Origin of the sequence: Copranaerobaculum intestinale, from assembly GCF_009831105.1 — a bacterium.
Lineage (GTDB): Bacteria > Bacillota_I > Bacilli_A > Erysipelotrichales > Erysipelotrichaceae > Copranaerobaculum > Copranaerobaculum intestinale.
Genome location: NZ_WUUQ01000003.1, coordinates 85,719 through 98,567, shown reverse-complemented (window position 1 = coordinate 98,567; position 12,849 = coordinate 85,719). Strand labels below are relative to the sequence as shown.

The window sequence follows — 12,849 nt, the reverse complement described above, 5'->3', positions numbered from 1 at the left end:
TTAATTCTCCTTTTTCTTTTCAAATTGCTTTCGCATCATAGTTTCCTGACGGTTTTGATTCACCTGTTTCATCAGATCATAGAAATTACGTCGTACTTTGCGAGCAATTTCACGCTGATACCCGCAGATCGCATACGGTGCTTTTTCAGCCAGACTCAGCATCACCTCATCAACCATTTTATTCATCAGCTTAATCTGGTAGCATCTCCGGTTACTGTCATACAAAACCAGCCGCGTTTTTTTAGACGACAACGGTTTTTGATAATACCAAATGATCTGTTCATATTTAATTGGGATAATAACTCGATGAAATTTGCCTCGCTGTACATAAAGACAATTCCGTCCAGCCAGCGCACCCGGTACCTGCCGATCATCCGTTATTTCATAATCCATAATTTCTTTTTCCCGACGGCTGCTTTCCTCATACAAAACCATACTGATACGCAAGCTGCTGTAACGATAAATACGGTATCCAATTCCAATCAGCATAAGCACCGCAAGTGCGATGAGGCCCAAGATGAGATACAGTGTTGATACTGAAATATCTCCCGCATAACCGATTTCCATTAAATAGGGTGAGATCACAGTTGTCATATGCCGTCCGCTCTGAACATAACCGGCGTTCTTCAGATATTGAAAAGATACTTCACGCAGCTTGGATGATATGGGGATCAAGCGGCCTTTTCCCCGATACAGCTGTTCATAGTCACCAGTTACTGTCACGAAGAAAGAATCGTCCAATCGTACCAGATAGGTTGTTCCTGCTGCATCTATCGGACCTAAGATATCATTTTGATCAACGATAAAGGTACGATTCCGCATACTATTACTGCGGATCCAGGAAGATATTCCCCATGCCTGAAAATCTCCGCCGGCCAGCGTACGAATTTCTGCATCTGCCTGTGACAGCGGTTCAGCATTCAGATATCCTTTCCCTTTATGATTGATAAACAGAAAAGATGGTATGCATATAAACAGTGCCGCAAGCAGATACCACAGCACGCAGAGCTGTAATCGATGCCGGTAATGTTTCATCAAACGCCCCATACAAACCGCTCCTTTCCGATAAATATGGTAATATTATAGCATATATTATTTAATTCTTACCGCTCGGCGAACGGTAAATGTTGCCTCCTTATCCATTCATTGACAATCTATTCCAGCTGCGCTATAGTGTAACCGTATGTCAGAAAGGATGATATCATGATACAGCTTTACAACCACCAGAAAGACGGCAAAGATATTACTATCGCCATATCCAAGAATCTTAATTTTTTACTTTACATATATCGATATTATGATTTGCGGCATAAAAAACCCAAGGAATTTAAACAGCTGAACTGCGATACCGAAGGACTCATTTCCACTGCGTTCTTTCATCTGCGCGGCATCACTTTGTGGAATCAAATACTATTCGCTTTAAGCGATGCGAGTCATCCTCTGGAAGCTGATGAAAACAATTGGTATGAGGAAAGCTATGATTTTAGCGCTCTCTTCTCCCAGTTAAACACCTATCAAGCTGTGAAAAAAGCATTTCAGCGGTGGTGGGAACAGGAGGGTGAAGCCGGCCTGTCTTCCATGGAAGAACAAATATCCTCCATGCTGGCGGATTTCCCTTTCCAAAATCTCGACCAGGATCATTTTCTGTTTCTGCCGGTCTATGAACAATATGCCGACTCTCTTACCTGGGGGAATGAACAACTCGCTATCATCAGTCCCGATGATATCAAAGATCCAAAAAAGATCATGGATCATTTAACCTTCATGAGTAAATAAAAACCAGAAGTACACTTTATCCGATATGAAATTACATTTGTTTTATAAGTATAGCAATTGGTTAATCCAACTATTTCATAATTAATGAAGTCTTAAAAGAGCGATGAATACAGAAAGATCACATCGCTCTTTTTATGCGTTTATAAGTAGGTTATAGCTATATTTAGTACATAATTGGGAATACATCAGGATCAAACTAGGGAATGTATCAAGTATTTTACACAATAGAATATAGGATTTCGAATATTGAGTATCCATTACTGCTTTGGGATGCAAATAAATTTTCTGAACCTTTCCAACAAAAAAACGAACCGTTTTATATTTCAATCAAAACAGTTCGTCTATTTGATATATGGTGGAGCTTATCGGGATCGAACCGATGACCTCCTGCGTGCAAAACAGGCGCTCTCCCAACTGAGCTAAAACCCCATGTATATTAAATTCGATGGTGGGCCTGAATGGACTTGAACCAACGACCTCACCCTTATCAGGGGTGCGCTCTAACCACCTGAGCTACAGGCCCATTTCCATCGAATGCCTACTTATAATACCATGAGGACAAAGCTCTGTCAACGATTTTTCATATGATTTTATTTACTTTTTTTAAATATTTCTACCTTTTCAATAACCATTCTTAATTCTCTAAAAAATAAGGCACTATTGATCAAGAATCTGAAGATATTCACGGATACTTACATACAAAACATTCGCTACTTTCTTCTGATACTCTTTCTGTAAAAGGTTCTTTCGATCAATAGGATTCGATAAGAAACCGCACTCAACCAATACCCCCAGTTTATCTGTTTCATTCAGGATATAATAATCTCCCGCTTTCGGTAACATCTTAGCTTTGGTTATCTCCTTAAAATGATTCTGAATCATATTAGCAAGCTTTTCACCTGCCTGATCGCCCTTACGAAAAAATACCTGCGTCCCGCGTACTGCCGAACTAGGATATGCGTTTAAATGGATGCTGACGAACAGGTCAATCTGCTTGTCATTGATCATATTGACTCGTTTCTTCATATCATCACGCTTGCGGTTTTTCACCCCATCACTGGCCAGATCATAAGCACCGTCCCGCGTCAATATCACTGAAGCTCCTGCTTCCTCCAGCATCTTCTTAGTCTGCTTGGCTATCGCTAAATTAATCGTCTGTTCCTTGGCATCTTCGGTACGCGCACCATCGTCTTTACCGCCATGCCCCGGATCTAATACGATACGAACTCCTGACAGCGGATGAAACAATTTTACTTCCAGAGAGTCTTTCATTTCAACTAGCTGCGGACGAAACAATAATCCCAATGCTATACATGAGCAGAAAACTGATGCCATTATCTTTTTCATATTATCACCAGTAAAGTATATGAATCAAAATTGAAAAAAAGCCATGATTCTAAAATCCGGTGCATTTCATCACTTCCCGAATCTCTCCCGTTAAACCCACCCCTTCATAATATCAATCATATACAAGCCAAGTCTATTATTTCTGCCTGCACTTTAGAAATATTTAAAAGAAACATCGGCTGTCGCGAATAATAATTATCATTTATGGATACTTCGATAGACACCCGTTTTTAAAATACTATATGTTATAATAAAATGGAAAGGAGAAGTTATGGAAAAGAAAATTTTCGCTAAGGGGTACTGCTTTTCAAAGATATTTATATTTTTTCTACTTGGCTGTTTGATTGGCACATATTATGAAGAAATGCTGTGGTTTTTTAAACATCATACATTTTCTACCCGTCAGGGTTTGATTTATGGACCCTTCAGTCCAATATATGGTGTCGGTACTGCCATATTCGTTATCTTGTTAGGAAAGCACAACGAAACTCGTTCCGTTTGGAAAACATTGCTGTATTCCTCTTTGATCGGAGGGTTAACTGAATTCATGACCAGTTGGATCGCCGAAGTTTGTTTTGGGGTTGAATTTTGGAATTATAATCATTACTTTTTAAATATTCTGGGCAGAACAACTATACCGTTTATGATTGGATGGGGAATTGGAGGAACAATCCTGATGAAAGGAATTTATCCATATCTTTCTAAATGGATCGAGAAGCTTCCTTATCGTTATGCACAGCCAGTATTTGTTATAGTATTTCTTTTCATTCTCGCCGATACAATTCTTACTTATACGGCCTTTGCACGGATGGCGCTGCGAGAGCAGAATATAAAGCCGTATACTTGGATAGGTGAATGGATAGATGATACATATGATAATGCTTTTATGGCAGATACATTCCCAGTAATGCAGGCAAACAAGTAACTGAGAGATCATAAAAATAACCATAGTAAGATAAACCCTATCGTTTTTGTCAGAAATGAAAAGGGTTCCTTTTTATTTTTTAAATAGATACAGGGTTCAAAGTTATTTTCAAAGATAATCATAAGGCATTTATAAGGAGCACTCAAAATACTTTTTAGAATAAACGAAATATTCATTTAAGTACAGAATTTATATATACACATTTCCTGCAAAGAACAAATATATGATATTTTATTGATGATGCTAATAAATAGATCAAATTATAAACGGGTAATAAAAAAGGATTGATATCTGTTAGCAACAGATCAATCCCCTACTCTTCATTTTTCAGGAAGAATGTTTTATTAAAATAAATTTACGCTCATAATGAAGTTTTATTTAATCTCTGATTTTTTAAATTTCATACAAGCAAACATCAGCAATAGCAGGGCCAACAATAATTGTCCGCATAGGATCAGATAATCATTACTGCTCATGGCAAAATTATTAATGTCATTCTCAACTGCAGATAAAGAAAGTCCATCTATGATTCTTATTTTGGTAAGTGAGGCTAGTCCCGCAAAAATTGCGCCATCTAAAAAATACAGGATCGTAGAAAGAATAATTGTTGACTTTGAACTTCTTAACAAGCTGGCAATTACAAATGAAAAAGTATTAAAAATTAATACTACAACTATCTGCAAGGCAATATTGATGAACAACTGCTGCATAACAACACCATTAGAACCAAAACCTTTGAAATAACCACAGATAATGATTGTAATAATGGCGTCCACTAATAAAAGCAGGATTGTCGTAAGCATCGATGTAATATATTTTCCAAAGAAAATTTGATTTCTTGAAACACCGCTAGATACAATATTTTTCATTGTTTTCAGTTGATAGTCATCACAAACGATTGACGCGGTTGCCACAGCCGCAAAGACTGGGATCAAAAAGGTAAAGCTTCCCATCTGTGTTAAAGCGCTCACTGCATCTGCCGAGGTTTCTGACATATAATTAAGTCCGCCATAGATTGCAACACTGATCAGCATCAACAAGATGAACCCCATATTATGCCGCAGTTTATATAACTCGGTTCGTATAATTTTACTCATTATCTTCACCTCCGACAAGCTCCACAAAATAACTTTCCAGATCGATATGTTTACTCTCAATTTCTTCCCGGGTCAAACGGTTTACCAATTTTCCTTCGACCAGAAAAGCATAATCTGTTGCGATTTTCTCCATCTCGCCCAATATGTGACTAGAAAGCAAGATGGTAGAACCCTGCTTATTCATTTCCACAAGGGTATTTCTCACTTCCTTGATTGCGATCGGATCAAGTCCGTTTATCGGTTCATCAAGAATCAGCAGTTCCGGATTGCCCAAAATAGCGCAGGCAATTCCCAACTTTTGACGCATGCCCAAAGACAGTGATTTTACTTTACTATTCTTCTTTGATTCCAAACCGACAGCTTTCAGTTTATGATTGATTTCATTATGCATATTCGACAATCCAATCAGCATACCGCGTATTTTCATGTTTTCATATACACTCATGTTTTCATAAAATGTTGGAGTCTCAATCAGTGAACCGGTTTTACAGCGCGCATTCGTAAGATTTATTGAAAGAAGCTCGATTTCTCCCTTTGTCGGCTCACACAACCCAAGCAGCTGACGCATAAGTGTAGTTTTCCCAGCGCCGTTTCTGCCGATCAAACCGCAAATAGCACCCTTTTTCACAATAAAATCAATGTTATCGTTCGCCTTGAAACCATGGTATTCCTTTGTTAAATGTTTTGTAATAATCGCATTTTCCATGTTTCTCATGATCTGTACTTGGTATTCATACAGATTCCTATCCTCCTTTTTTATCAATAAGATATATTAGTGATTAAATCCACATCTATATTATATCATAATTAATAATTATATATTGATGAAAGTGTTATTTTTATTATAATGTATTATTAATAATCGTTTTATCGCAATGACAATAGACTTTTCAGATTAGAAATGATATAAACTCAAAGCATATTTCTGAAATTCCAGTATCAATCTTCGGCATGATATCAGGTATGAAAAAACTATCTATTCTGTCCAAATAGATAGTTTACGTTTTAACCGGCCGTTTTGTGTTTTTGAAGATATTTTTCAGAAAAGGCTTCTGCCGGGATCGGTTTTGATATGTAATAGCCTTGTCCCAGCTGACAGCGTACCGCTCTTAATAATTCTACGTCTGCTTCTGTTTCTACACCTTCGCATATTACCCTCATATGCAGAGTAGCGGCCAACTCAACAATCAGTTTAATAATTTTCTTTTTCTTGTCATTTTGTTCTTCCAGGAATGCCCGGTCAATTTTCAAAATATCTACCTGCATCGCGGTCAACAGATTCAAAGAAGAATAACCGCTTCCAAAATCATCCATCGAAATTAGGAAACCATCATTGCTTAAACGTCTCAGGATGGTTAAAATCGTATGGGACAAACCATTGAACGCACTTTCCGTGATTTCAATTTCAATGCAGCTAACAGGTATTTGATAGGCGTTGATCACAGCGTGTAAATGTTCATAAAAATCCTTGTGATGAATAGATACTCGTGAAAAATTGACAGAAATTGTGAAATCAAAGCATTGGTTTCGCTGTAGAAATTCACAAGTGCGCTCCAGCATATAAAAATCTAAATCGTATATATAGCCGTTTTTCTCAAACAAAGAAATAAACGTATCCGGATATATAATACGTCCATCCTGCATGTGCCACCGCATCAAAGATTCCGCACCTGTGATCTTCAGTGTATCTATTTCAAATTTGGGCTGTAAGTAAAGCCGAAATTCATTTTGTTTCAGGGCTGTATGCATTTGCTTTATAAAGAGACTCTCCTGAAGCAGTCGGTTTAAGAGTTCTTGGTTATACCAAATAATATTACCTCTGCCAAGAGCTTTGGCATTTTTATGAGCTAATATTACGTTGTCAATCATATCCTGTATCGGTACCTCATTCTTTACTTCATAAGCTCCGAATGTAAAACTCAGATCATCGGCAATATCTAACTCAATTTTTTGCTTGACCATTTGTTTCATAATATTCTGAAGCTGATCCACAATGGTTTCTTCAAATTCAGCTAAAAGAAAGAAGCAGTCGCTGTTATCCCTTGCACAGACACCGCGATTCTGTATAAATTCAACCATTGCATCAGCTACTCCGATCAAAATTTGATCACCACACGTATATCCATAGGTACCATTCAGATACTTAAAATCATCAATATCAAAATAGAGCAGTACATACTTCTGCTTATGTGTTGCAATCAACCGTTGTACGCCGAGTTCAAAGGCGGTACGATTCGGCAGCCTTGTCAGTTTATCAATATACATGACTTTTCTGATTTCTTTCTGTTTAGAACGGTACCAGAAAATGAATGATGAACTTGTTATGATAATAAAAGAAAGAAATAGAAGCGTTGATTGAATTAATTTCTGATCCGATACATGCTGTGCGGTATTGACCATTTCATCGGCTTTGTCAAAATAATCCTGACTTAGCTCATAAAGTCTGAGCGCAGCCTGCGGATCATCCATTTTCTGAATATTCTGCTTCATTTCATTCCAAATAGCCGCCATCTCAGTCAGTTGATTCTGATATGCGGTATTATCAATTTTCATCAGTCCATTAGGTCCTTTGCCGGTTTGCAGTTCAATCATGATCGTATCCAAATGATCCAGCAGCTTTTCATCATGAACACCATGCAGCTCTTCTTTGACAAGCTTCTGAGTTCCGCCCCGCACGATTCCACTGTAATTAATAACCTTGGCATAGCCGGCATTTTGATTCAATGAAAAAACCAATAGAATGATTGCCACCGTCCAAATACACATATATATCATTATGCTGTATTTCTGCTTCATAAAATACCCCTTAATTACTATTTATCTGCAGATTGTAATTAAAATCATTTTACATCTTTTTCATAAAAATGTATAGGGCAGCTGATTCGGTAAAATTGCTTGCAATCACTTATTTATTGCGATCTGGTAAATTATTAAACAGAAAAAGAAAAAGTCCTTTCATTCAGGACTTAGATTGTCATGATTTTGGCAGGATTATGTTTCTGATTTCCTACCATAATAATTTAAAAGAAATTCGTCACGGTATGCTTCGAAATTACCTTGGATAACCGCTTCCCTTGCTTCCTCCGTTAATCGGATGATGAAGCGCAGGTTGTGCTGGGAAGCTAAATTATAATAAATCTGACGCTCGGCGTTGTCCTGCGATTTCATAAGAGCGCGCAGCTTGCCGCGCGTCCATCCAGCTCTGCAGGTCGGACAGTCACAAGTATCATCCAGCTTCTCACTACTGTCCGCAAATTTATTCAGATTGAAATTTCCATATTTCGTATAGATCTTGCCGTGCCTTGCTTCTCGCGTGGGCGCTACACAATCGAAGGTATCCGCTCCCATTTCTATACCGATTAAAATATCATCCGGGTGAGAAAGTCCCAGCAGATGACGCGGCTTATTTTCCGGAAGCTCTTCACAGCACCATTTTAAGATTTCACCGAGATTTTCCTTTAGGAAGGCTCCGCCAAGACCATAGCCGTCGAAATCCATCTTTGCCATCTTCTTGGCTGTTGAACGACGCAGATCTTCCCAGCGGCCACCTTGCAGAACACCGTATAGCGACTGGTGATAACCGAGCTTATCGCAGTGCTTTTTATGTTCCTTGATACTGCGTTCAGCCCAGCGTTCAGTACGCTCCAACGCTTCCACATTGTATTCATAGCTGTCTGCAAGTGAAGTCAATTCATCGTAAGCCATATGGATATCAGCACCGATTCGGCACTGAATCTGCATAGATTCTTCCGGACCGATAAAATCATCCTGATCCGTAAAGGGATCATGAAACTGAACACCGTCTTCACTTACATGGGCCAAACGATCCTTAGGATCAGCATTCACAACGTTCTTTTCCCGATCCATGCTTACGACTTTCCCGCATCCGGAACCAAGTGACATCACCTGAAATCCTCCTGAATCAGTGAGCGTTGGGCCATTCCATCCTGACCATTCCGCCAGACCGCCCTGCTTTTCGATTTCATAAGAGATATTACGAAGATGATAGCCATTGCTTAACATTGCCTGGGCATGAATATTCTTTAAATCATCCATAGGCACAAAACGGACTTCCCCTTTCGTCCCTACTGACATAAAGGCCGGGGTCTTGATATCACCATGGGGAGTGTGAATGATTCCCGCTCGCCCAAGCTTACCGGGAATACGTTTTGTTATTTCAAAAGAGAAGGTATTGTTATTCTTATAATCTTTCATTTTCAACCGCAGCTTTCTGGCAATGATAGCTTCTAGTGGAGACAGGACAATTTCAAATCCGATTCCCAATAGATAAGCAAATCCCGCTTGCGCCAAAAACTCATGAAAAGGCAATACCCCGATAAATGCAATCGTTTCAAAAATACCGGAATCGATAATATGGGCAAATGCTGATGAGCCGAGTGCCCGGGCTATAAAGCTCGAGGAAAAGATCCCCTTGCTGTTCTTCATTTTAGTGAAAATATAGTTATTAAACAGGTTGGAGCACACATAAGCAACCAAAGATCCAATGATAATACGCGGAGTAAATCCCAGAACACGAGCATAAGCACTCTGCATATCCCAGCCTGGGTATGCTGGTAAAGCAATCACTATGTAGAAGGCAAGAATAGCGATGATATTGACTAAAAAGCCTGCAAGAATGATATTATTGGCAGTTTTCTTACCATAAAATTCAACGATCAGATCTCCGACGATATAAGTTATGGCAAAAACAACAACACCGCCATCCACCGCTACACCAAAAAAGTCCCACAGCTTAACAGCTGCGAGATTTGAAATTAATAAGACTCCCGCTGATAAAGCGGTAAAGTAAATAAGCATTTTCTGTTTAAAATTTGTCATGGAGATATTATAACACAAATCATTATTCTATCCAGTACCTAGTTTTACATTTTTCTGCTGTCCTCTAGCAAAATCTTATAAAAAATTGAATGACCGATTTTTATGTCATAATTCTTCTTTTACAATTACAAACTTCATATTTAGCAGACAGGAATACTTAACCTATATTAAGCCGTACAAACCGCGCTTCAACAGGAGAAAAAACAAGAAACTATATTCAAGACTTCACATCAGCTTGATCGTTTATGTTAATAGCCTTTATATTATATTCTAAATGCTTCTGAATTTAAAAAGCCCTGTAAAACAGGGCATATTGGGAATTAAATTTTTATTAATTCATATAAACACCGCCTGATCAAACAGGCAATAAAGAATAAACAAAACCCATAGAAAATCATTGATACCTTAAAACAATTTAGGGTTATCTTTATATTTACTTTCAAAATCACTGATAGGCATCGGTTTATCAAATACATATCCTTGAACAATATCACACGCCATTTCTTTCAGCTGTTCGACTTGAGGGATTGTTTCAACACCTTCCGCAACCGTATCAATCGTCAGCTTTTTTGCTAATCCGATAACCGACTGAATGATTTTATCCCCTCGATCCGTCTGTTCACAATTAAAGAAAATGCGGTCAATTTTTAAAATATCAACAGGGATTTCTTTCAGAACGTTTAATGATGAATAACCACTTCCAAAATCATCCATGGAACAGCGATAGCCCATCGCATGTATTTCATCAATAACCCCTTTTAGAATTTGTAAATTCTCAAATACAACCGTTTCCGTGATTTCTAATTCTATATATTCACTCGGTATTCGATATTGTTCTTGTATTTTTTTATATTCCTTTAGAAAATCCTTAAAATGAAGATGATTTCTTGATAAATTAACCGATATTGGAATAATATATCGGTTTTCATCGATCCATTTACGTAAGGTTTGACAAACCTTCTCAAATACATACAAATCCAACTTTATTATAAAACCGGTTTTTTCAAATAACGGTATGAATTCATCCGGATAAATCATTTCTTTATTCGGTCTGATCCAACGTACCAAAGCCTCAGCACCAACTACATTTCCGTTTTCTAAACTTACTTTAGGTTGTAAGTAAACAGAGAATTCATCATTATTTAATGCACTTTCCATGGAATCCTTCATTTCTTTTTCTTTCCGCATTTTTACACGAATGACATCATTATAAAATACATTCGACCATAAGAAATGTTTTTCTTTTTCCTGATTGTTTTTACGCGCTGTATTTGCAAAATCTTTTAGTTTAACTATGGAGGTTTCCTGTTCTTCTGTGACATAGCAGCCGCATTCAATATTTATATAATACGGAGAGCTCTTTTTATCGTTAAATTGATTGATATCATTCGCAACAACAGAAATAAATCTGCTTATTTCTGTTTTATCGGCTCGCTTAATAAGAATATCAAAATTATCATCATTATCACGGCAGGCATATTCACCTTCATGAAGATTTTTCAGGATACAATCATAAACATGCTTGAGAACTTTATCACCTTGCTTACTGCCAAAAGAGTCATTTATGAGTTTAAATCCCTTTATATCTAAAATAAGAAATGAAAAGGGCTGACGAAGCGAGAAAATGTTTTTAGAATCCAGCATAAACTTTGCCCGTGTGCTCCCTTCTGTAACCGGGTCAACATAAGCAATTTTCGATATTTCTCGATTTTTATTATTAGAAATTCTAAGCGTAATTAGAAGATAAACTGCAGATAAAAAAATGGTTGTACCAGCAATCAAAAGGATCGCAAAATTAATTCCTTCTTTCAGCTGGGCAGTTTGTATATCCGGCGGTACGATTGAAATTAAATACCATGATGAATCTGGAATCGGCATATAGGTAATTGCCCTAGTCTCATTGCCTATTTCGAATTTCAAACTTCCTTTTTTTCCGTCCGCAATTTCCGCTTTGACTATCTCAATATTTTTACCTTTCTCTATTTTTGTATTTTTCTGCATATCTTGAAACAAATTATCATCTTTTAACAATGCATTTTTATTGCCGGAATGCAATATATAATTACCATCTTCATCAATGACGTGGGAAAATCCGATACCCTTAAAAGTATCTGTGTTTAATAATAATTTCATTTTAGAAACCGGAACATATCCGGCAATCGTCGTATAATTTGAATGACCTGAAATCGGTGAGGTATATAATACTCCTTCTTCATCGTCAAGTTTCAATAATTTCCCGCTCACACTTTTTTTGTTCATTCGCACATCATTAATAAAGGGTAATAAAGAAATATCTATGTCATCGTGATTTTTCACATGAAGGACTTCATTTTTATCAATAAACCCTATCCATTCAAACGGACTATCTGAAGTAACATTATCTATTACACCTTCAACATCGGATATTAAATCTAAGTTGTCCGCAATATACGAAAGAGAATTTTGGTTAAACAAAATTCTCTGGTTAATTTTATAGGAAGTTTGTAAAGAAATTTCCTCAAGGTAATTATCAACGTCATCCTCAAGCATATGATTACCTTGCACCCGAATGAATACAGAAACCGCCCCAATAATGATAATGATTGCAAATAAAAACACTAATAAAAACCGTTTTTGTTTTTTATTATTATAGATATGCTCCTTCATTTCTATCCTCCGGTATATCTGTTCGATATACAGACCTTAATTATATGTGATTACATTATAATATATTAAAAGGCTGAAAACAATTAACAAAATTTATATAAAGCATTTTTTTAATTATGATAATTTTTTTACTTACACATTATAAATAAAGATACGGTTTAGAAATAATGTTATGCTTACCTAAATAATGCAAATTTAACAAAGCACTACTATAAAAGG

The 12,849-nt window shown here is 37.1% G+C and carries 9 protein-coding genes and 2 tRNA genes; 2 read left to right on the top strand and 9 right to left on the bottom strand.

The genetic code is table 11. The annotated features are described in order from the left end of the window. Complete coding sequence (locus tag GSF08_RS08990) at nucleotides 1–1,047, bottom strand: DUF6709 family protein (protein WP_160625467.1); 1,047 nt, start codon at nucleotides 1,045–1,047, stop codon at nucleotides 1–3. Nucleotides 1,048–1,203: 156 nt separating this feature from the next. Between GSF08_RS08990 and GSF08_RS08985 the strand changes: the two genes are divergently transcribed. After that, complete coding sequence (locus GSF08_RS08985; protein ID WP_160625466.1) at nucleotides 1,204–1,776, top strand: hypothetical protein; 573 nt, start codon at nucleotides 1,204–1,206, stop codon at nucleotides 1,774–1,776. Between the two features lie 353 nt (nucleotides 1,777–2,129). Here the strand turns inward: GSF08_RS08985 and GSF08_RS08980 are convergent. From GSF08_RS08980 to GSF08_RS08970, 3 genes are all read right to left on the bottom strand, one after another. After that, nucleotides 2,130–2,205, bottom strand: a tRNA-Ala gene (locus GSF08_RS08980). 17 nt (nucleotides 2,206–2,222) lie between these two features. Beyond that, nucleotides 2,223–2,299, bottom strand: a tRNA-Ile gene (locus GSF08_RS08975). Nucleotides 2,300–2,433: 134 nt separating this feature from the next. After that, nucleotides 2,434–3,123 carry an N-acetylmuramoyl-L-alanine amidase gene (locus GSF08_RS08970; RefSeq protein ID WP_160625465.1) on the bottom strand — a complete coding sequence of 230 codons (690 nt, stop codon included), beginning with the start codon at nucleotides 3,121–3,123 and terminating at the stop codon, nucleotides 2,434–2,436. A gap of 271 nt (nucleotides 3,124–3,394) precedes the next feature. Here GSF08_RS08970 and GSF08_RS08965 point away from each other — a divergent pair, with 271 nt between their 5' ends. Then, the gene (locus tag GSF08_RS08965) at nucleotides 3,395–4,048 is read left to right on the top strand and encodes a putative ABC transporter permease (protein ID WP_160625464.1); all 654 of its coding nucleotides are present in this window, start codon (nucleotides 3,395–3,397) and stop codon (nucleotides 4,046–4,048) included. A gap of 374 nt (nucleotides 4,049–4,422) precedes the next feature. Here GSF08_RS08965 and GSF08_RS08960 read toward each other — a convergent pair whose 3' ends face one another. From GSF08_RS08960 to GSF08_RS08940, 5 genes are all read right to left on the bottom strand, one after another. Then, nucleotides 4,423–5,145, bottom strand: coding sequence for an ABC transporter permease (locus GSF08_RS08960; protein ID WP_160625463.1), 723 nt, complete (start codon nucleotides 5,143–5,145; stop codon nucleotides 4,423–4,425). Continuing rightward, nucleotides 5,138–5,851: an ABC transporter ATP-binding protein gene (locus tag GSF08_RS08955; protein WP_160625462.1), complete on the bottom strand. Its 714-nt coding sequence runs from the start codon at nucleotides 5,849–5,851 to the stop codon at nucleotides 5,138–5,140. Before GSF08_RS08955 ends, GSF08_RS08960 begins: the two co-directional genes overlap by 8 nt. Nucleotides 5,852–6,150: 299 nt before the next feature. Then, the gene (locus tag GSF08_RS08950; RefSeq protein WP_160625461.1) at nucleotides 6,151–7,941 is read right to left on the bottom strand and encodes a putative bifunctional diguanylate cyclase/phosphodiesterase; all 1,791 of its coding nucleotides are present in this window, start codon (nucleotides 7,939–7,941) and stop codon (nucleotides 6,151–6,153) included. A gap of 195 nt (nucleotides 7,942–8,136) precedes the next feature. Then, a complete protein-coding gene (tgt, locus tag GSF08_RS08945) occupies nucleotides 8,137–9,984 on the bottom strand; it encodes a tRNA guanosine(34) transglycosylase Tgt (protein ID WP_160625460.1) in 1,848 nt (615 codons plus the stop codon). A gap of 405 nt (nucleotides 9,985–10,389) precedes the next feature. Then, entirely contained in the window at nucleotides 10,390–12,630 is a 2,241-nt protein-coding gene (locus GSF08_RS08940; protein WP_249806036.1) for a bifunctional diguanylate cyclase/phosphodiesterase, read from the bottom strand. Nucleotides 12,631–12,849 lie beyond the last annotated feature (219 nt).

Coding starts and splice junctions, on each gene's coding strand:
- GSF08_RS08990 (WP_160625467.1), bottom strand. CDS start 1,047: ATGGGGCGTTTGATGAAACATTACCGGCATCGATTACAGCTCTGCGTG.
- GSF08_RS08985 (WP_160625466.1), top strand. CDS start 1,204: ATGATACAGCTTTACAACCACCAGAAAGACGGCAAAGATATTACTATC.
- GSF08_RS08970 (WP_160625465.1), bottom strand. CDS start 3,123: ATGAAAAAGATAATGGCATCAGTTTTCTGCTCATGTATAGCATTGGGA.
- GSF08_RS08965 (WP_160625464.1), top strand. CDS start 3,395: ATGGAAAAGAAAATTTTCGCTAAGGGGTACTGCTTTTCAAAGATATTT.
- GSF08_RS08960 (WP_160625463.1), bottom strand. CDS start 5,145: ATGAGTAAAATTATACGAACCGAGTTATATAAACTGCGGCATAATATG.
- GSF08_RS08955 (WP_160625462.1), bottom strand. CDS start 5,851: ATGGAAAATGCGATTATTACAAAACATTTAACAAAGGAATACCATGGT.
- GSF08_RS08950 (WP_160625461.1), bottom strand. CDS start 7,941: ATGAAGCAGAAATACAGCATAATGATATATATGTGTATTTGGACGGTG.
- tgt (WP_160625460.1), bottom strand. CDS start 9,984: ATGACAAATTTTAAACAGAAAATGCTTATTTACTTTACCGCTTTATCA.
- GSF08_RS08940 (WP_249806036.1), bottom strand. CDS start 12,630: ATGAAGGAGCATATCTATAATAATAAAAAACAAAAACGGTTTTTATTA.